Consider the following 19,892-nt stretch of genomic DNA (forward strand, 5'->3'; position numbering starts at 1 on the left):
TTTATGCACCCGCTCCGCTTTGACACGACAGTGGCGTTCAGGGTCAGGTCTGTGCGGATAGCCGCATCAAGCACATCAGTCCCTGTCCCGGCTGATGATGCAGGTGGGCTGTATAGCCGCCGATATCGGCAGCTATACAGACGGGAATGATTATGCCTGATGGTCATGCAGGTAAAAATAAATGGCTCAGAAACCCACGCTTCGCAGATAGTGCAGACTTGCCGTCACATCTTCCAGACTGGTTTCGACATGTCGAGGATCGCGTTCCTGCTCAATCGTAATCCAGCCTTGATAGGCGCATTTTTTTAACAGCGCCAGAACCCCCGGATAATCAATTGCCCCCTGGCCTAGCGGGCACATTACGCCTTCAGCACAGGCAGTAAAAAAATCCAGATTATTGTCTATCGCATGGCGGAAATGCCGGGGGTCGACATCTTTGAAGTGCAGATAATCGATCCGCGAAAAATAGCGTTCGAGCACAGTCAGTGGATCGGAGCCTGAATAGTAAATATGGCCAGTATCAAGGCACAAACCCGCTGTCTCATGCGGGATAGCCGCCGTGATTTTTTCCAGTTCATCAATAAATTCTATATAGCCACCCGCATGAGGATGGATGACTGGCCGGACACCATACTGTCGGGCGATATTGCTGATATCCCTGATGTGTCTGACCATGCGCTGCCATGCTTCCTCCGGCAGCCGGGGTGCCAGCGCCGATTGTCCGGCAAGCCGCCCACGCTCTGCATCGCCAAAATCTATAATCACCAAATAAGGCGCTGGCACATTGTTCCCGTGAACCTTTTCAGCCTGGGGTACACTGACCAGTGTCTGACATATTTTGTGCGTGAGATCGAACAGCTTCGCCGCATTTTCTTCGCTGACCAAATCGTCAAAGATTGTGCCTGCAACCAGTGAGAGCTGATACTTATTGAGTGCTGCAGTCAGCGCTTCACTTTCTACGGGCAGAAATCCCCATGGACCCAGTTCAATACTTTTATAGCCGGCCTGTGCCGCCTCACTAAGCACTTTATCCCAGGGTGGCAGGAATGGATTTTGCGGATCGTCAACGCCCCAGCTACAGGGTGCATTTGCAATTCTTATCAACATTACGACTCCTCAGTGCGCGCGACATCATGATTAATCCGTGAGTCCTTTTGTTCACCCTGATATTTGCGTAACAGCAAATCGGGAATTTTCTCAAGAGAGACCCCTGCGGTTTCAGGCAGATAGCGAAAGGTGAAAAAATACATACCCAATGAAAAAACAGCGAATAACAATAGCGGGAAACCACCATGAAACAGTTCCTGCAGGAAGCTGTTGGTGTTCAGTACAGGAAAAGTGGTACTGATGACAAAATTAGCCAGAGACATCATGCAGATTGAGATGCCAACACATACGGCCCGGATTTCAGTTGGGAATATCTCGCCCAGTACTGTCCAGACTATCTGCCCCCAGGTAATGCCGAAGAAGATCATGTAAGCAAACAACCCCACCACCGCCAGCATGCCGGGCAAATGGTAATAAAAAGCAAAGAACGAGTAGGTCAGAAAGATACTTGAGGCGACAGCACCCGCCAGCAACAGCTTGCGGCGGCCAACGCGATCGATCAAAGACATGCCAATCAGTACACCAATAAACTGGCATACAGACAGCCAAAAAGTTTGCAGTAATGCGGACCCGGCGTCAGGAAAAACGTTTCTGAGCAACGAAGGTCCAAAATACTGAATGACGTTGATACCGCTGATTTGATTCCCCACCGCAAGGCCAATCCCTACCAGCAACAGCGGCCATGTACGCCGGTCTAATCTGAAACGTGCTTTATGCTGTTCCTGCACGTCGGTAGAAAGAGATGCCTGAATTTCCTTCATGACGCGCTGAGCATGGGACGCATTGGATATTTTGCTCAGCGTATCGAGTGCCGCTTCATGACGTCCGCGTAATACATTCCAGCGTGGAGACTCAGGGATAAAAGCTATAAAAATGATAAACAGCGCACAAGGTACCAGTGCTGTAGCCAGGATATACCGCCAGCCGATATTATCCATCACTTCGGGCATCATGGATTTGTGGATGTAATAGTTGGTCAGCAAAACGACTGACTGACCGCCAACACAGCATACGGAGTAGAGCGCGGTAGTACGACCACGGAACTTAGAGGGGGAAAGCTCGGCAAGGTAAATGGGGGAGATTACCGAGGCCAGGCCGATGGCTAAACCGCCCAACATCCGCGCAAAGACGAATAACGTGAAATTATGCGCCAGTGCAGTTCCCGCAACGGACAATGTAAAAATAAAAGCGGTAATGGCTAAAGACTTTTTGCGCCCCAACCTGTCACTTAATTTTGGTGCGATAAAACAACCTATCAGGCTACCCAGCAAAATGTTAGAGACCGCCCATCCCGTTTCAGCGGGTGAAAGTGAGAAGTAGCGGCTAAGCGGTTCGATTGCACCTGAAATCACTGAGGAATCGTATCCTAAAAGTAATCCGCCAAAGGCGGCAACGGTGCAACACAACATTACATACTTCAAATTATACCGGATGTGTTTTGTTTCCATTCTGGAGCCCTTAGTAGTGTCAACTCTCAATGTTCTGCAATGAGCGACAGCATTGAAATCACGTTTTAGATGGGTAACCCTGCAACATAAAGTGAAATGTAATTTCCAAATATCTTTTTGGCGAAAGATATAATCTTGTTTTGTGACGTGGATAACTAAAATGCAATCGGGTGCAAAATTAAGTGTCTTTACTCAAGCTTCTGATGTTAAATAATTTATGGTTTTATCTCTTACTCTAACCATGAAATTTTAATTTCATTACGGAAGGCTTATGACAATCAATTTCACTCGTGAGAAACTGATTAACCAGGAAAGTGACGCGCGACTGAAGCAGTTTGATTTCCTTCTGGACTGGCAGTCAGGGCAAATTCTATACGAGCGCGCAACAGCTTTAGCTGAAAGCTCAAAATGACCGCAGCACGATGACTGCGGTCTTTACTGCGAGAGTTACTGACTGAGGGTTTGTTTTAGCGCCGCGATGGACGAGGTTACGCCGGCCTCAACGGACATGGTTAAATCCTCCATTTCCAGCGACACCCAGTCGTTATAACCCATCATGCGCACCACCGAGAAAAACTCTTTCCACCACTGCATATCCTGACCACACCCTACTGCGACGTAATTCCACGCACGGTTAGCAACATCTTCAACCGGTTTGGTTTCCAGCAGGCCGTTAATATCAACGAGACCCCGCTCAAGGCGGACATCTTTACCGTGCACATGATGGATGGCGGGCCCCAGTGCGCGTGCAGCCGCAATCGGATCGGCTCCCATCCAGATCAGGTGGCTTGGATCGAGATTCAGCCCCACCATCGGGCCCACAGCATCCCGCAGCCTGAACAGGGTTTCAGGATTCCATACCAGCATAGAGCTGAAGTTTTCCAGCGCAAATTTATCAACGCCATTATTTTTCGCGCGTTCAACTAATCCCTGCCAGTACGGAATTGCCACCTCATTCCATTGATAATCGAGGCAGTTCTTAAGTGTGGGCGGCCAACTTACGGTATAGGTAATCCAGTTGGGGATCGTGTCATGCGGGCTGGCTGGCGGCAGGCCGCTCATCATTACAATTTTCTTCACACCAAGTTCACCGGCCAGCGTCAGTGCATCCTCAGTATCCTGTTTATGACGCTGTCCCAGCCCGCCGGGATCAAGAGGATTCCCCGATACATTGAGTGCAGCAATCGACATGCCGCGGCTTTCAATAGCCTGTAAAAACTGCTGACGTTTAGCGGCACTGGCCAGGAGCTCAGAGGTTGGTACGTGTGGCGCCGGTGACCAGCCGCCGGTGGTCATTTCCACGCCGTTAACACCCAGCTCCAGCAGCTTATCCAGCATCTGTTCAAAAGGCAGGTTACCCAGACTGTCCGTACAAAATGAAAGTTTCATGCCGATCCCTTATTCGTAATTAATCCAGCTGGAGCCGTTGTCTGCTGAACGCACACAATTCTCAATCCAGCGCACGCCTTCCACGCCAGCGTTAATATCCGGGTATATCAGCGAAGCCAGCGTTTCGGTGTCACCACGTTGTGTGGCGCTGATAGCGATAGCGAATTTGAGATAGATATTTGCCCAGGATTCAGCCAGCCCTTCAGTATGTAACGCCCCGAGTCGTTCATCCGCCAGCGCGCTTGCATCAAGATAAGGCATGCCATGATGTAACGTCTGGTTTGGTTGCCCCTGCACTTCAAACCTGAGTTCACCCGGATTGTAATCACTCCATTCCAGGCTGGCGCGTGAACCTATCACCCGAATACTTTGGCTATCCATCGAACCCGCGTTGATTGCTGAGGCCCACATGCGTCCAACCGCACCGCCTTCATAGTGCATCAGCACCATAGCGTTATCTTCCAGCGGAGCGCGTGAGGGAATAAAACTTTGCCTATCGCAGAGCAGGCTTTTAATTTTAAGGTCAGGCATGACCAGCTGTGAGATGTAGAACGTGTGCGTGGAAATGTCGCCGAGTACAAACGTGGGCCCGGCAATTTTCGGATCAACCCGCCATTTCTGCGCGTCGCTGAATTTATCGGCACTGTCACTGGCGCTGAAACCATGGGTGTACTGCAGTTCGACCATCCGCACGTCGCCGATCTCACCTTTGGCTATCATGGCACGCATCTGCATTAATAGTGGGTGACCGGAATAACCATACGTGACCCCCACAATCAGCCTCTTTTCGTCAGCCAGCGCTTTGATTTCCTGCGCCTCAGCAGCGGTAAAGAACAGCGGCTTTTCGCATATAACATGGATCCCCGCGTTCAGTGCCGCTTTTGTAATCTCATAATGGGTGCCATTTGGAGTGGCGATAGTGACAACTTCAATGCCATCTTCCCGTTTCGCTTCTTCCTCCAGCAGTTGCTGATAGTTGTCGTAACAGCGTTCTGGCGCGATGCCGAGGTTAACCCCAAACTCACGACCCCGTGTGGCATCAATATCAAAAGCACTGGCGACGAGTTGAAATGCGGTATTGTCACGCAGCGCGCCTGAACGATGCTTATAGCCGACCTGACTCAGGCGCCCGCCCCCAACCATCGCCCAGCGGAGGGGGCTGGAATACTTCTTTCACCGTTTAACATAGTGGATCCTCAGCGTTATTGCACTCGGGTGCAATTGTAGGGTTAGAAGATTATTTTAGTTTTGTTGCGTGAACTGGCCGTAATTCGCTTTGGTAACGGTCTGATAAGGTATCCAGTTGTAAACTGCAGTTTTCTGTTTTTCGAGCATGTCGTGGGAGACTTTAACCGCCCCGGTTGCCTGCCCTTTAGCATCCTGAAAAACAGTCACGGCCATTTTTCCATTTTTGATAAACTGCAGGCCATCGGGAGTTCCATCAATTCCTGCCACAAGAACCTGGGTTTTTTTAGCCTGATTTAGCGCCATAATAGCCCCAATCGCCATCTCATCATTATTGGCTACGATGGCATTAATTGGGGTGCCGTTAAGTAACCACGTTGAGACTACGTCGACTGCTTCGTTGCGCTGCCATTTTGCCGTTTGCTTTTCAACAATCTTCATCTCTTTATGCCGGGCAACAAATTCTTCGACGGCACGGGTACGTTCACGCGCTTCTTCATTGGACAACGCCCCCATTAAAATGGCGATGTTGCCGCGATAGTTCATCTGTTTTGCCAGCGCCTCTATTTGCATCCTGCCGCTAAGCGCGGAGTCAGATCCTACATAGGCCATTGCGCCGCTCAACGGAACCTCGGGCTTACGGTTAACGAACACCAGGGGAATATTGGCCTGCTTTGCCGCATTAATCATGGGTAACACACCCTGGGTATCTACCGGATTAAGAATGATGGCGTCAACCCCCTGATTGATAAAGTCATCAACCTGTTGCGCCTGCAACGCAACGTCTCCTTTGGCATCAGAGAACTGGCCTTTCAGCCCCTGAACTTCAAGTTCGTGAACCATTTGCGTGCGCAAAATTGAAACAAAGTTGAGATCAAAGTTGGCCAGTGCCACACCAACCTGGAATGTTTTGGCCGTGGCTGGCGCGACATATGCCAGCATGAGGAGCATGATTAAACAGAGTGTCTTTTTCATCATCGGGTCCTGTGGGGTAAGAATTAACATTCATTACGCGACGCGAAGAGCGACTTCACACTGCCCTTGTAGCCTTTCCTGAAACCTGTCTTTTACTTTTGCAGCCGGAACGGGGGTTAAAGTCACACTGCGATCAGTTATGCACCCGGGTGCACAAATGATTGCGCAGCTTTTAAAAAATATTGCTCTTTCACCCCTCGCGGTCTGGACGGGCTCAGATACAAATGTGTAAGAGGCTTAAAAAATAGTCAATTGGCATTTTATCAATTCGCCCCGCTCGATCACAAAATGTTTGCAATCGGGTGCAATGATCAAACATAATCGCAACATTAGTAAGGTTTACAGCGTTTTTTGAACCAGTCTGACTGCCAGGGTTTCTTTTAGTCAGCGTTTCGCGTTCAATGCTGAGGAAGAAATTTAACCTCGGGACGCGGGCTGATGACTAAAGAACCAGTAAAACGACATAAGGCCACGGCAAGCGATGTGGCAGCCAAAGCAGGCGTTTCAAAATGGACGGTGTCGCGCGCGTTTACGCCGGGTGCCTCCATTTCAGACAAGGCACGTGAAAGCGTTCTGGCCGTAGCGAAAGAGCTGGGTTACCGCCCTAACCTGTTGGCGCGGAGCCTGTCACAAAAACGTACCCATATTATTGGCGTTGTGATTGATGAGCTGAAAAATCCACATTCAATGTTGATGCTGGATGAAGTCACGCGACAGCTTCAGGCGCGGGGCTATATGGCCTTGATGCTGAATATAACCGGTGAAAATTATCGATCGGTAATGTCACTGGCCGATCAGCTGCAGGTAGATGGCATCCTGTTTCTGGGTACGGCATTAACCCCGGAGTTAGTGGCGATTGCCGAAGATATGCATAACGTCCCGTTAGTGCAGGTGTGTCGGAACACCACCGGACAGGATATTGACGTGGTCAATATTGACGGGTACCAGGCGGGCCGTGTTATCGCGCGTTTGTTAACGCAACAGGATTATCAGCGGTTTGGCTATATGGCGGGCCCTGGATCGGAAGATGGTCATTTACAGCGAAAAGAAGGCTTTCGCGATGAGCTTTTATCCCAGGGGCTAACCCTGAGCCATGAGCTCAAAACTGAACATTACGATCGCCAGCTCGGTTACCAGGCTATGCAGCATTACCTGCTTAAAACAGCGGCATCCGAACGCTTTGAAGCGCTGTTTTGTGAAAATGACATTCTGGCGCTTGGCGCAACGGCGGCGCTTCGGGATACCGCGCCCAAAACGCATATCGCGATAGTGGGATTTGATGATATCGACGAAGCGGCGGCACCGGGCTGGCAATTGACCACCTACAGCCAGCGGCTGGATTTATTGATTGCCGAAGCCTTAAACCGTCTGCTGCTCGGGCAGACAGCAGAAAACAATAACTGGCGACAGGGAGAATTGCGTATCAGGCGCTCTCATCTGAAGCCTTAATTTAAGGAGATAAGATGAGATTATCGCTACACGGTGTTTCTGTCTGGTACAGCAATGCCGTCACGCAGTTACGGATTGCCCATGAAGCTGGTTTCAGCGGACTGGAACTGCTGCCAGAACATCTTTTTCGTTACCTCGATAACGGGGGAAGTTACGCCGAATATCGTGAATTAATGGAAAAATTCGGCATCGATATCACCTGCATCAATGCTCTGAAGCGTATCGGGCGTCATCAGCCTGAAGAGCGGGCGGCGATGATGCAGGAAGCGCATAAAATCTGCCATGCCGCAGTTGAGCTGGGCTGCCCGGTCGTTCAGATAATGGCACTTAATGAACTGGATGATTTTTCTGAAACTGAGCGCAACGCCATCTTGCGCGAAAATATCAGCGCGATTGCGGATATCGGTAAACCGCTTGGTATTAGATTTCAGATTGAAGTTGTGGCTTTTACCCCCTTCAACTCCCTGCAACAAGGTCTGGAAATGGTTGCAGCCTGCGCCAGAGAGAATGTTGGGCTGGTGATTGATTTCTGGCATCTGCACGCGGGTGGAAGCACGCGGCCTGAAGAAGTGGCCAAAATGGACGTAAATCTGATTTACGGTATCCATTTCTGTGATGGTCGTGCTGCACATGAAGATGAAGGCTGGGATGAATGGGTTCAGCGAGACTATGAACCCGGTCAGGGTGACGTTGATTTGCCAGTGTGGCTGAATGCTGTCCGTGAAACCGGGTATGACGGCGTTTGGACGCCAGAATGGCTGAGCCCTCATGCCTGGGAAAAAGATCTGTTTGAAATTGGCAAAGTGAGTATGCAGAGCCTGAAACAGTATGGCATCGCAAAGTAAATATCATGCCACGTTTGTGCGGCATGAATAATGATCATGTCAGAATAAAAAATATTTTAATAAAATAGCATTATCAGCTTTCCGTTAATCAAACGGCCACACACTGATAGTGTAAATAGCTCGATTAAATTTATGCGATATTTTTCGCAGGTCTTTTTTTGTCTGAAAAAAAGCAAATCTTATTACAGGGCGAGTGCATGTGCGCTCACGTCAGAAAAAACATGTCGTTAAAAAACGATGATGCCCGGTGTAGTGCCGGTATAACAGGGTATTAAAAATGAACCGAAGAGAAGCACTCTTTTCACTGACTTCTATCGTTGCCTCACTGGCGGTGGCACCAAAACTCAGGTCAGAAGAATTACGTAATGTCCCCCTGTCCACACAGCTCAACAGCGATCATTTACCTCAGCCTGCATGGCAAAAAGGTTATCAGGTGCTGACCGATGAGATGGACCGCAAAACGTTGACCGCTATATTTGACCGCCTGATCCCGGCGGATCGGCATGGTCCTTCAGCCAGTGAAGCGGGCTGTATCGAATTCATTGACAGTGAACTGGCCGGGGATTATGGCAGCGGTGCTGCACTTTATCTTGATGGTCCGCTAAATCCGGGCAATGAAGAGGCGCTGATGGGAAGTCCGCAGTTCCTCATGCCGCCCCGTGAAAGATATCTGACCGGGCTAAAAGCACTGGAAAGCTGGGCGCAGAAGAATAAGCAAAGCCCCTTTCATCAGTTGAATAATGAAGATATTGATTCATTTTTAAAAAAAATGGAATCCGGAAGTATCGATCTGGGCAGTACTATCAACAGTCAGGCTTTTTTTGAGTTAATGCTACAAAACGTTCGTGAAGGTTATCTTGCCGACCCTATGTATGGCGGTAATAAAAATATGGCGGGATGGAAAATGATTGGTTTCCCTGGCGCGCGTTATGACTATCGACCCTATATCGATCGACATAATGAAAACCTGCAGCTCATTCCTGTCAGCCTTATCCCAGATAATTAATTACGGAGCGTTACAAAGTGTCTTTAATAAGAAAAAAGCGGACGTGGTAATCGTCGGCTTAGGTTGGGCTGGCTCCGTCATGGCAGAAGAATTAACGCGAGCCGGCCTTGAAGTCGTCGCGATTGAACGCGGCGCCTGGCGTGATACCTCAACCGATTTTCCTCCCGCCGTCGATCCTGATGAACTGCGCTGGCGAACCCGCCGTAAGATTATGCAGCCGATGAGCGTTGAAACCACCACATTCCGAAACAGGAGTAATCAGGATGCAGCGCCGGTGCGTAACTGGTCGGCATTTCAGTTTGGCTGGAACGTAGGCGGTGCTGGAACCCATTGGGCCGGTATGTCGTGGCGTTTCTCACCCTGGGATTTTGAAGTTGCTAAACGGACACGTGAACGTTACGGCCCTGCAAAGATGAAAGGATTACAGCTGCAGGACTGGGGCGTTACCTATGATGAAATGGCCCCTTTTTACGATCGCTTCGAGCGTATTGCTGGCACGTCTGGTAAAGCAGGCAACCTGAATGGTCAGCCACAACACGGCGGCAATGTCTTTGAAGGCTCACGCAGCCGCGAGTACCCCACTCCGCCATTAAAAGATACCCACTGGATGCGTAAGTACCGTAAAACTACCGAGAGAATGGGTTATCACCCGTTCACCGTGCCGGCGGGCAACATTTCACAGGCTTACGTCAATCCACTGGGCGTAACCATGGGTCCATGCACCTACTGTGGCTTCTGTGACTTCCACGGCTGCGGTAACTTCTCAAAATCCTCTCCACAGGCCTGTATTTTACCTGCGCTGATGCGCCGAAAAACTTCACGCTGCTGACCAACACCGAAGTTCTGCACGCCGTGAAGCATGACGATGGCAAAACGGTAAAAGGCGTTAAGTTTATTTCTGAAGATGGCAAAGAGGGATTCCAGCCAGCCGATATCGTCTGTATCACTGCTTATCAGATGGATAATGTTCGCCTGATGCTGCTCTCCGGCGTAGGTGAACAATATGATCCGCGCACTGGCCGCGGCACCATTGGCCGCAACTATAACTACCAGACCTGTTCCAGCGTTACCGGCTTCTTTGATAATGAGTACATGAATCCGTTTATCGGAGGCGGAGCTTTAGCTGTTCAAATTGATGATTTCAATGGTGACAACTTCGATCACAGCAATCTGGACTTCATTGGCGGTGCGGGAATTATGGGGTTCTCAACCAATGGAAGACCGATTCAAAATATGGATGCACTGCGTCCGGGTACCCCGCGCTGGGGCAGCGAATGGAAAGCCGGTTATGCGCGTGATTATCAGACCGCAGGCACGATTTTCTCTCAGGGCACGTCAATGCCGGTGCGTGAAGCCTATCTTGATCTCGACCCGGTTTATAAAGACCGTCATGGCCAACCCCTGATGCGTATGACATTTGACTGGAATCAGAATGATGTGCGCATGGCGAATTACGTCACGGACCGCGCCGTAAAAATTATGCAGGAGGTGGGTGGCAAGCATCTGGTCATCGACAACCAGACAGAGCGCAGCTGGAATCCCTATATGCAACACAGCTCACACACCATTGGTGGCGCAGTCATGGGCGCAGATGCCTCCACCTCAGCGTTGAATCCCTATCTTCAGAGCTGGGATGCGCACAATCTGTTTGTGGTCGGTGCATCGGCGTTTCCCAATAACGGGGGTTATAACCCGACCGTCACCGTGGGTGCTCTGGCGATCCGCGCAGCACAAGCCATCTATCAGCATTACATACAAAATCCTTCACCGTTGGTGGGAGCATAATCATGAGCGTGAAAAAAACTGGCTTATGGCGCTGCAGTTGTTGCGATTCTGGCTGGTTTGGGAGCCAGTTACCGTTTATGGGCAGTGCTGGAAAGCTCGCGTTCTGATGTCGCTGACGATCGGACGACACTTGCTGATTTTAAAAGCCAGGATGAAGCAGCGATCCGTCGCGGGGAATATGTGATGCGCCTCAGCGATTGTGCAGCCTGTCATAATCCGGGCTTTAACGGCGGTTACAAGATTGACACTCCATTTGGCGCGCTGGAAACCTCTAACATTACGCCAGATCGAAAAACGGGTATTGGCAACATGACCGAACGCGATTTCTTTAATGCGGTGCGACAGGGGCGCGGTAGACACGGCTTTCTTTATCCGGCAATGCCGTATACCGCTTATACGCAGATGAGCGATCGGGATATGCACGACCTGTGGGCCTATTTTTCCACCGTTGAACCGGTTGAGCATGAGGTGGATGAAAATGCGGGCATGAATTTCCCGTATAATATACGGTTGGCAATGACAGGCTGGAACCTGCTGTTTTTTGATAATAAAGGTTTTAAAGTTGATATTCATAAAGATAGCGCCTGGAACCGCGGTAAATATATTGTAGATGGACCGGCGCATTGCAGCGTCTGTCATACCGACCGCAATGCGCTGGGAGGGGAAATTAGCAGCGCTTATCTGCAGGGCGGAAAACTTGGTAGCTGGTACGCACCAGATATTACGCCAAATCCTCATGCTGGAATTGGTGGCTGGGATAATAATCAAATCGCCAACTACCTGAAAACCGGCTCTAACGGCACCAGTGTTGCCGCCGGTCCGATGTCAGAAGCCGTTGAACATTCTACACAGTACTTTGCACCGGACGATCTTCAGGCCATCGCCCGCTATTTACGAGATCTCCCGGCATCATCAGCACCCGCGCAGCAGGCTTTTCATATGGATGGCGAGCGTGAAAAAAACATGGCCGATAGTTATGAAGTGAATTGTTCGGCGTGTCATGGATTACGGGGAGAAGGCATTAGCGGCATGGTTCCGGCGTTTGCCGGTAACCGTTCCATGCAAAACGACCCCACTAATATGATTCATGCAATGCTAACGGGTACCCGGGCACCCCATACGGAGGCGCGCCAGACTGCAGCGGGAATGCCATCGTTTGCATGGAAAATGGACGATCAACAGATTGCAGACATACTCAATTACGTTCGTAACAGTTGGGGTAATAAAGCGAGTGAGGTCACCGAAGAAAAGGTTGCTGACTTACGGAAAGAAACAGACACACAGGAAAAGCTTAAAACTCCTTAGATGAGGAATTTTAACGATGGCCGGATAATTGAACCGGCCATCTTTCAGGGGCGCTGATTACGCCCCGTTCTTCACCCTGACGATATCCGCCATAATCGACAATGCGATTTCTGATGGGGTTTTACTGCCTATCTTAATACCCACAGGCGCATGAATGCGTGCCAGATCATCATCTTCAAAACCGGCAATTTGCCGTAAACGTCCCCTGCGCTGCTCGCTGTTTTTCTCAGAACCCATCACACCAAGATAGAAAGCAGAAGTAGTGATCGCTTCCATCATCGTCAGCTCGTCGATACGCGGATCGTGAGTCAGTGAAACAATCGCCACTGCCGCGCTTGCGCCGTTTACCTCCAGCCAGCGGGCGGGATGCTGTGGCACAATAGTGACGTTATCGGCCCCCTGAAAATGCCGTTCGACTTCGCTCAGGCTCTCCGGGCGGTGCTCACAAATCCGCACATGAAACCCCAGAATCTGCCCCAGGCGGATACATTCAAAGGCTACAGAAGAATAGCCCGCTACCAGCAGCTCCGGCGTGGCACCTACCGGCACTGTGATCTGCTCTCCGGTGCGGGTTAATACCGGCATTGCACATTCAGCCGCCAGACTTTCCCAATGCGCTCGTTCACCCGGTTTAAAGATTTTCACCATGCGCTGCTGACCCGCTAATGCAGCCTGCATCGCCTGAAGTAATGCCAGGGTCGGCGCATCGGCAGGCAGGAATTCAATCAGAATATCCAGGCTGCCGCCGCAGGGAAGCTTAACGTCAGGACGCATTCCGCCCTCACCATAGCGCACGACCTGGCTGCTTTCGCGGTACAGGCCTGAAGCTACCTGTGCCAGAAAATCTTCCTCAATGCAGCCGCCGGACAGGGAACCACAAAACTGCCCCTGCGTGTTCACAGCCATGACGGTGCCGGGAGCACGGGGAGAAGATCCCCAGGTATGTAACACCGTACAAAGCCATACCGCTTCAGAGGCCTGATGCCAGCCAAGCGCCTCTTTAATCACTAACTGATCGAGCCTGATCATTGTGCACTCCCTGACAGCGCTTCAGGATAATCGACATCCAGCAGACAGCCCCGATCCTGAAGTCTCAGCATATGGGGTGGATTGAGTTGCAGGATCGCTTTTGCTCCGTTATCACCCCGTAAGGCGGTCAGGGCAGTATAAAAGGACGACTGAAACCCCACCGGATGCCCCGGCATCTCAGCGAAAACGGGCCGGACGACCGGATAGCGTTCAAGGGCTTCCAGCACGGCCAGATAGCTGCCCGTTGTCAGCCAGGGCATATCGCCCAGCGCTATCAGCCAGCCATCATACTGTTTACAGGCCCGCACGCCCGCTGCTATGGAATCCCCCAGGCCATCGCTGGCACAAAGCACCAGCGTAGCCTGACCGGAAAGCCGGTGAATTTGCACATCAGCGGGCTGTGAAACCACATACACGTCCCTTTCTGTCGCCCTCGCCTGCTCAAGCGTATGCTGTAAAACCGTTTTGCCATCAAGCGTTGCCAGCAGCTTATGCCCGGCACCCGCCTGATTAAAGCGGCGGCTCAGACCGGCCGCCATCACTAATATTGCACTTTTCATCAGGTCACCTGGGTGGCTCTACAGGAGCTTATCCAGGGTGATGGGTAAATCCCTGACCCGCTTGCCGGTAGCATGGAACACCGCATTACTGATGGCTGCCGCCACCCCGACAATGCCCAGTTCGCCCACCGCTTTGCCACCCATGGTTGTTGCCTCAAAATCGGGCTCTCCAACATTGATGGTGGTGATTTCCGGCACGTCAGCATTGACCGGGATCAGATAGTCAGCAAGGTTGTTGTTGATAACTCTGCCAGTTCTCGGGTCAACAATACCCTCCTCCAGCAAGGCCTGCCCCAGCCCCATAATCATCCCGCCAATCCACTGACTTCTGGCCAGTTTGGGATTGTAGAGCCTGCCGCTGTCCAGTGCGGCAACCATGCGTTTCACCCTGACAGTTCCAAAGTCTTCATCAACGCGGACTTCAACAAATTGTGCGCTCCAGCTATGCGCTGAAACATGCTCCGGCTGGGTCATTTTATCCAGCCCACCAATGATCCGATCTTTCTCTTCTGGGGTCAGATTTTCGGCAAAAGTCCCGCCGGTCACTTCCAGCTCCGGCAGCCCTGCCAGCTTTATCAGCTCAGGGAAGCTGATGCCTTTGCCTGAACGGGAAGCCAGCCGCACCTCACCGTCCACCAGGATCAACTGCCCCTGGGAACCTTTCAGAGCCGATCCTTCAAGCTGACTCGCCAGCTCAAGGATTTTCTGGCGCATTTTTTCAGCCGTGACATGGACTGCCGCCGTGGTGTTACCAGCCAGTTGTGAACCGCCCGCAACTCCGGCCCTTGGCAGGCGGGTATCGCCAAGCTGCACCACAATTTTTTCGGAGGAAACCTGCAGTACATCCGCTGCGGTCTGCGCCAGAATGGTGTAGGTGCCGGTGCCGATATCCGCCGCCGCGCACTGCACGATAAATTGCCCCTGTGGAGTCAGGATAATTTTGGCTTCCGCCGGCAAACGGCTCACCGGATACGTTCCGGAAGCCATGCCCCAGCCTATCAGCTCCCGTCCTTCGCGCATCGAGCGCGGGGCCATAATGCGTTTTCCCCAGCCGAATGCCTCGGCCCCTTTCTGGTAAGCCTCTTTCAGCCGGCGGGAACTCCAGGGGATGTTCATCTGATAATCGTGATCCGCCCAGTTGCGCAGACGTAATTCCAGCGGATCAATATCCAGCGCATAGGCCATTTCATCCATGGCCACTTCCAGCCCAAAGGCGCTGGGGTTTTCACCCGGCGCGCGCATCCAGCCTGGCGTCACCGTATTGATGGGGATGACCTGATGTTTAGCAGAGAGGTTGGCGATGGCATACATGCGCCCGGTAACGTGATTACAATTCTCTGAAAACGAATCCAGCAGCGAAGTTTCATTAAAGCTGGTGAGGATCACCGACTGAATTTTTCCGTCCTGCGTCGCTCCCATTTCAAGCTGCTGTGAAGTCGCCGCCCGTCCGCCCAGCCCGGTAAAAGTTTGAGGACGCGTCAGGGAGACCTTTACCGGACGGTTGAGCTGGCGGGAAGCAACACAGGCCAGAGCAACATGGGTGTAAGGCACAGGTTTGGAGCCAAATCCCCCGCCAACATAGGGGGAGATAATATGCACATTATCCGCCGGGATCCCCATCCACTCGCCGATCTCAACCTGCGCACCGGCCACCCACTGGCTCGGCTCCCAGACGGTCATGATCCCCTGCTGCCAGCTTGCAATACAGGCATGGGGCTCCATCGGCATATTGTATTCGCGGGGAGTGGTATAGCACTGGCTGTTGCGCACATCGGCCCCGGCCATCATGGCCTGAGCATCGCCCAGCAGGATATCCTCCTCGCTCATATCCTGCGGCTCCACGCCTTCATCCGTGGCAAAAATCAGCGCCGGAGAAGTTTCATAGGTCACTTCCACCAGCGAGGCGGCATAAGTGGCCTGCTCAAAGGTTTCGGCGACCACCAGGCCAATATTCTGGCCATTATGGATAATGACGTTATCCTGGATCGGCGTATAGGTTGACTGGGCGGCCCCACCTTCAGCAATGGGGGTAGGCTTGTTGATTTTAAGGCTGTTCAGGTGAGTGTAGACAGCGATCACCCCCGCAGCCTGTTCTGCCTTTGCGGTATCAATGTGGGTGATATGGCCGCTGGAAATCGTGGACTGGATCACCACGCCAGACAAAGGATTTTCGACCTGGCTTTCCAGCGCATAGGTTGCGCGCCCGGTAACTTTTACCTGGCCATCTCCGCGAGAGCGTGAAGATCCCAGACCCTGCACCCCTGCGGCTGTTTTTCTGACGGGGGAAGAGATTTCAGCCTGAGCAGATTCAGGGCCGCCAGACGCCGTGACGACTTCCGTGGCCTTTTGGAGTCCGCGGCGTTGTGTATCGGTCGATGAAGTCATGATGTTTCTCCTGCGGCGATCAGCGCACGCGCGATAACACGTGGTAAAAGAGTCATTTTGTGAGCGTTGTGGGTCAGCGGATGGGCATCTTCTGTCACCCGGCTTGCCGCCTGATTAACCAGCGCCTCACTGAAGGGCTGGCCCTGCAATGCCTCTTCAACACGGCGCGCGCGCCAGGGTTTAGTCGCCACGCCACCCACAGCGATCCTCACTTCCACCATCACCCCATTTTCAACCACCAGCCCCACGGCCGCACTGGCTGCGGCGAATTCATAAGAGCTGCGATCGCGCACCTTCAGGTAAGTGGAATTTTTCAGCGCCGCCGTTTGCGGGAGTTCGATAGCGATGATCAGCTCATCATCTTCAAGGTTGTGCTCTTTATCCGGCGTATTGCCGGGCAGCAGGTAAAAATCGTCTATCGGGACTTTTCGCACCGCACCCTGAGCGTTTTCCAGCACCACTACGGCATCAAACGCCATCAACGCAACGGCAAAATCGCCAGGATAGGTCGCCACACAGCTTTCGCTGCCGCCAAGGATGGCATGGTTGCGGGTCACGCCCGCCAGCGCCGCACAGCCTGAACCTGGCGTTCTTTTATTGCAGTCAGGAAAGGTTGCAGGATCGCGATAATAAGCGCAGCGAGTGCGCTGGCGAAGATTACCGGCCAGCGTCGCCATATTGCGGATCTGTGGAGAAGCGGCCTGCCACAGGCTGCCGTAAAGTGCGGGAGCACGTTGCTGACACTCCGGGTGATTCTCCAGCTCGCTCATCAACACCCCGCCTCCCAGGGTGATGATCTCATCCGCAAAGGTGATGGATCCCATTCCCGGCAACTGCGTAACCGAAATCAGCGTTTCCGGGTTGAAAACGCCGCACTTCATCAGGTCCAGCTGGGTGGTGCCCCCCGCCAGTAACTGGCTGCCGTCATTTTTCTTATGGGTTGCGGCCTCAGTGACCGACCCGGCTGTCTGCCAGCTAAACGGATTCATGCGGACTCCCTGGCCATCTCAGCAGCGGCTTCTTTGATAGCATCAACGATATGCGGGTAAGCACCACAGCGGCAAAGATTGCCGCTCATATACTCGCGGATCTCTTCTTCAGAACCGGCATGGCCCTCTTTAATGCAGGCCACGGCCGACATTATCTGGCCGGGCGTACAGTAACCACATTGAAAACCGTCATGATTGAGAAAAGATTGCTGAACCGCATGCAGCGTGCCATCGGGCTTTTCCAGCCCCTCAATGGTGGTGACCTTAGCGCCTTCAGCCTGTGCCGCCAACGTCAGGCAGCTCAGAACACGACGGCCATTAACGTGCACGGTACAGGCTCCACATTGCCCCTGGTCGCACCCTTTTTTGGTGCCCGGCAGCGCCAGATGATCGCGTAATGCATCCAGCAAGGTGACGCGTGGATCGATATCCAGCCGTTCAGGTTGCTCATTAATGAACAAGTTGAGTGTGATTTTATCCGACATTGCAAACTTCCCATTTTCTGGGTGGAAAAGTGTTCAGGCAGTGACCAGGCCTGAAAGAGTAAGGGTTAGCCCTTTTCTGTTTTTTATCTCGCAAGCTTAAGGTTTAGCACTTTTAGCCGATTTTGACAGGCGTCCGGACAGTTAATACGGGAATTCGGCCACCGGCCTGCCGCGCCGCTGCTATGCTTTTGGGGAAATCAGGAACCTGCCACGACCTTCAGGAGCAATATGATCACTCCGCGTCAGCTTTGTCTTTGTACCTTTCTGGCCCTCTCTTTTAGCTGTTCCGCACACAATCTGGTCATGGGCCAACGCCTGCCGCTGGCGGTGGTAGCCGATCCGGGGAGGCTTAACTACTCCTCAGGAGATTTCAGCTATACCGCGTGGAACAGCGCAAAACTGCCGGGAAAAGTACGGGTTTTACTGCATCTGGCAGGCCGCCTCTCGGCGAAGGATGAAAATGAAGTCTTAACGGAGAAATTACAGACTGCCAATCTTCCGCGAGATCGTTACCAGACCACGCTGATTGTGAATACTGACGATGCCATCCCGGGCAGCGCGATGTTTGTCCGCGCCAGTCTGAAATCCAGTAAAGAGCAGTCGCCCTGGTCAGAATTCATTGTTGATGGCAGGGGCACCGCCAGCCAGGCCTGGCAGTTGAAACCGGGAGGTTCGACCGTGACGGTGCTGGACCGTCAGGGGATTGTGCGCTTCGTTAAAGAGGGCGCGCTGACCTCCGGAGAAGTTGAACAGGTTATGACCCTGCTGAAAACGCTGGTTCAGTAGTTCTGCCCCCCTGTCCGGTGCCTTTACCCCCCGTGGCCGGCTGCTTTATCGGTAAATCCACTTTTAATCGTGGGTTATCAGCGCAATTTCTCAATAATATTCTAGCCTTATCAAAGAGGAACAAACGCTTTCTTCGTCTGGTCATTCTGTGATCAACGTCGGAAATCCCCTTTTGACGCAATTAAGAGTGACCATGACCTTATTAGCTGAAAAATCTCTTAATCATGAAAACGGGCTGCTGCGGATGCGCGAGGCCGTTAATCATCGCCTTGAGCAGTTGCTGCCCCCAGGGGGAGAAGAAGATCGTGTCATTGCGGCGATGCGTGAAGGCACGCTGACGCCGGGTAAACGTATCCGCCCCCTGCTGCTGCTGCTGGTGGCCCAGGATATCGGCTGTGACCCTGCGCATCCGGGGATGATCGATCTGGCCTGCTCGGTGGAGATGGTCCATGCGGCTTCGCTGATTCTGGACGATATCCCCTGCATGGATAACGCCAGAATGCGCCGGGGTAAGCCGACCATTCATCGCCAGTTCGGCCAGGATGTGGCCATTCTTTCTGCCGTTGCGCTGCTCAGCACCGCTTTCGGCACCGTGGCCTCTGCGGAAGGCCTGTCAGGCAGCTGCAGGGCACAGGCCGTTGCAGAGTTATCTGCCGCTGTGGGTTTACAGGGGCTGGTGCAGGGGCAATTTCTGGATCTGAAAAAGGGCAATACCACGCGCAGCAAAGAAGCGATTGCCCGGACCAACGATTTGAAAACCAGCATGCTGTTTGATGCCTCACTGCAGATGGCCGCTCTCGCTGCCGATGCCAACCAGGAAGTTCGCCAGCGATTACGCTGTTTTGCTCATGACCTGGGGCAGGCGTTTCAGCTGCTTGACGATCTGGCCGACAGCCACAGCGGAACGGGCAAAGATATCAATCAGGATCAGGGAAAATCCACGCTGGTCGCCCTGCTGGGTAACGAAGAGGTGCATCAGCGATTGCGTGCGCATCTGCAGAGTGCAGACGAGCATTTTGCCTCTGTCAGCCGACAGGGTATGGCTACCCGCCAGTTTATGCATGCCTGGTTCGATCAGCAGCTTGCCTCGTTCGGTTAGAGCCCGGCTGCAGACCCCAACGGAGAGTGAATGAAGGACGAGGATCTGATTCAGCGAAACCACGA

15 protein-coding genes and 2 pseudogenes are annotated in these 19,892 nt (G+C 52.4%); 7 read left to right on the forward strand and 10 right to left on the reverse strand.

The genetic code is table 11. The features are described 5' to 3' along the window. Positions 1-186: 186 nt before the first annotated feature. The 5 genes and pseudogenes from VRC33_RS11310 to VRC33_RS11330 form a co-directional block, all read right to left on the reverse strand. On the reverse strand, positions 187-1,107 hold the full coding sequence (locus VRC33_RS11310) for a TIM barrel protein (protein WP_338563933.1): 921 nt from the start codon (positions 1,105-1,107) through the stop codon (positions 187-189). Then, on the reverse strand, positions 1,107-2,555 hold the full coding sequence (locus VRC33_RS11315) for a sugar porter family MFS transporter (RefSeq protein ID WP_338563934.1): 1,449 nt from the start codon (positions 2,553-2,555) through the stop codon (positions 1,107-1,109). Before VRC33_RS11315 ends, VRC33_RS11310 begins: the two co-directional genes overlap by 1 nt. Positions 2,556-3,002: 447 nt before the next feature. Continuing rightward, a complete protein-coding gene (locus tag VRC33_RS11320) occupies positions 3,003-3,944 on the reverse strand; it encodes a sugar phosphate isomerase/epimerase (RefSeq protein WP_338563935.1) in 942 nt (313 codons plus the stop codon). Positions 3,945-3,953: 9 nt separating this feature from the next. Then, positions 3,954-5,131: pseudogene (locus tag VRC33_RS11325) on the reverse strand (Gfo/Idh/MocA family oxidoreductase). Positions 5,132-5,186: 55 nt separating this feature from the next. Beyond that, complete coding sequence (locus tag VRC33_RS11330) at positions 5,187-6,104, reverse strand: substrate-binding domain-containing protein (RefSeq protein ID WP_338564264.1); 918 nt, start codon at positions 6,102-6,104, stop codon at positions 5,187-5,189. A 438-nt stretch (positions 6,105-6,542) separates the two neighbouring features. On the opposite strand from VRC33_RS11330, the gene VRC33_RS11335 reads away from it, so the two are divergent. The 5 genes and pseudogenes from VRC33_RS11335 to VRC33_RS11355 all read left to right on the forward strand — a co-directional run bounded on the left by VRC33_RS11335 (position 6,543) and on the right by VRC33_RS11355 (position 12,494). Then, positions 6,543-7,553: a LacI family DNA-binding transcriptional regulator gene (locus VRC33_RS11335; RefSeq protein WP_338563937.1), complete on the forward strand. Its 1,011-nt coding sequence runs from the start codon at positions 6,543-6,545 to the stop codon at positions 7,551-7,553. A 14-nt stretch (positions 7,554-7,567) separates the two neighbouring features. Continuing rightward, positions 7,568-8,398, forward strand: coding sequence for a sugar phosphate isomerase/epimerase family protein (locus tag VRC33_RS11340; RefSeq protein WP_338563939.1), 831 nt, complete (start codon positions 7,568-7,570; stop codon positions 8,396-8,398). 433 nt (positions 8,399-8,831) lie between these two features. Then, positions 8,832-9,404 carry a gluconate 2-dehydrogenase subunit 3 family protein gene (locus VRC33_RS11345; RefSeq protein ID WP_338563942.1) on the forward strand — a complete coding sequence of 191 codons (573 nt, stop codon included), beginning with the start codon at positions 8,832-8,834 and terminating at the stop codon, positions 9,402-9,404. Between the two features lie 79 nt (positions 9,405-9,483). Then, positions 9,484-11,189, forward strand: a pseudogene (locus tag VRC33_RS11350) (GMC family oxidoreductase). A 57-nt stretch (positions 11,190-11,246) separates the two neighbouring features. Further along, on the forward strand, positions 11,247-12,494 hold the full coding sequence (locus VRC33_RS11355) for a c-type cytochrome (RefSeq protein ID WP_338563947.1): 1,248 nt from the start codon (positions 11,247-11,249) through the stop codon (positions 12,492-12,494). Between the two features lie 57 nt (positions 12,495-12,551). Here VRC33_RS11355 and VRC33_RS11360 read toward each other — a convergent pair whose 3' ends face one another. The 5 genes from VRC33_RS11360 to VRC33_RS11380 are packed head-to-tail and all read right to left on the reverse strand — an operon-like array spanning position 12,552 to position 17,942. Next, positions 12,552-13,523, reverse strand: coding sequence for an XdhC family protein (locus VRC33_RS11360; protein ID WP_338563950.1), 972 nt, complete (start codon positions 13,521-13,523; stop codon positions 12,552-12,554). After that, positions 13,520-14,083, reverse strand: a complete 564-nt coding sequence (locus VRC33_RS11365; RefSeq protein WP_338563952.1) for a nucleotidyltransferase family protein — start codon at positions 14,081-14,083, stop codon at positions 13,520-13,522. Before VRC33_RS11365 ends, VRC33_RS11360 begins: the two co-directional genes overlap by 4 nt. A gap of 18 nt (positions 14,084-14,101) precedes the next feature. Continuing rightward, a complete protein-coding gene (locus tag VRC33_RS11370) occupies positions 14,102-16,468 on the reverse strand; it encodes a xanthine dehydrogenase family protein molybdopterin-binding subunit (RefSeq protein ID WP_338563954.1) in 2,367 nt (788 codons plus the stop codon). Continuing rightward, positions 16,465-17,457, reverse strand: a complete 993-nt coding sequence (locus VRC33_RS11375; protein ID WP_338563957.1) for a xanthine dehydrogenase family protein subunit M — start codon at positions 17,455-17,457, stop codon at positions 16,465-16,467. Before VRC33_RS11375 ends, VRC33_RS11370 begins: the two co-directional genes overlap by 4 nt. Further along, complete coding sequence (locus tag VRC33_RS11380) at positions 17,454-17,942, reverse strand: (2Fe-2S)-binding protein (protein WP_338563960.1); 489 nt, start codon at positions 17,940-17,942, stop codon at positions 17,454-17,456. Before VRC33_RS11380 ends, VRC33_RS11375 begins: the two co-directional genes overlap by 4 nt. Positions 17,943-18,170: 228 nt before the next feature. On the opposite strand from VRC33_RS11380, the gene VRC33_RS11385 reads away from it, so the two are divergent. Together VRC33_RS11385 and VRC33_RS11390 are read left to right on the forward strand one after the other, a co-directional pair. Then, on the forward strand, positions 18,171-18,728 hold the full coding sequence (locus tag VRC33_RS11385) for a YtfJ family protein (protein WP_338563963.1): 558 nt from the start codon (positions 18,171-18,173) through the stop codon (positions 18,726-18,728). A gap of 193 nt (positions 18,729-18,921) precedes the next feature. After that, positions 18,922-19,827 (forward strand): polyprenyl synthetase family protein, encoded by a 906-nt coding sequence (locus VRC33_RS11390; RefSeq protein ID WP_338563966.1) that lies wholly within the window; start codon positions 18,922-18,924, stop codon positions 19,825-19,827. Positions 19,828-19,892 lie beyond the last annotated feature (65 nt).

It is taken from the genome of Erwinia sp. E_sp_B01_1, assembly GCF_036865545.1.
GTDB lineage: Bacteria > Pseudomonadota > Gammaproteobacteria > Enterobacterales > Enterobacteriaceae > Erwinia.

Coding starts and splice junctions, on each gene's coding strand:
- VRC33_RS11315 (WP_338563934.1), bottom strand. CDS start 2,555: ATGGAAACAAAACACATCCGGTATAATTTGAAGTATGTAATGTTGTGT.
- VRC33_RS11320 (WP_338563935.1), bottom strand. CDS start 3,944: ATGAAACTTTCATTTTGTACGGACAGTCTGGGTAACCTGCCTTTTGAA.
- VRC33_RS11380 (WP_338563960.1), bottom strand. CDS start 17,942: ATGTCGGATAAAATCACACTCAACTTGTTCATTAATGAGCAACCTGAA.
- VRC33_RS11310 (WP_338563933.1), bottom strand. CDS start 1,107: ATGTTGATAAGAATTGCAAATGCACCCTGTAGCTGGGGCGTTGACGAT.
- VRC33_RS11335 (WP_338563937.1), top strand. CDS start 6,543: ATGACTAAAGAACCAGTAAAACGACATAAGGCCACGGCAAGCGATGTG.
- VRC33_RS11390 (WP_338563966.1), top strand. CDS start 18,922: ATGACCTTATTAGCTGAAAAATCTCTTAATCATGAAAACGGGCTGCTG.
- VRC33_RS11385 (WP_338563963.1), top strand. CDS start 18,171: ATGATCACTCCGCGTCAGCTTTGTCTTTGTACCTTTCTGGCCCTCTCT.
- VRC33_RS11330 (WP_338564264.1), bottom strand. CDS start 6,104: ATGAAAAAGACACTCTGTTTAATCATGCTCCTCATGCTGGCATATGTC.
- VRC33_RS11365 (WP_338563952.1), bottom strand. CDS start 14,083: ATGAAAAGTGCAATATTAGTGATGGCGGCCGGTCTGAGCCGCCGCTTT.
- VRC33_RS11375 (WP_338563957.1), bottom strand. CDS start 17,457: ATGAATCCGTTTAGCTGGCAGACAGCCGGGTCGGTCACTGAGGCCGCA.
- VRC33_RS11370 (WP_338563954.1), bottom strand. CDS start 16,468: ATGACTTCATCGACCGATACACAACGCCGCGGACTCCAAAAGGCCACG.
- VRC33_RS11340 (WP_338563939.1), top strand. CDS start 7,568: ATGAGATTATCGCTACACGGTGTTTCTGTCTGGTACAGCAATGCCGTC.
- VRC33_RS11360 (WP_338563950.1), bottom strand. CDS start 13,523: ATGATCAGGCTCGATCAGTTAGTGATTAAAGAGGCGCTTGGCTGGCAT.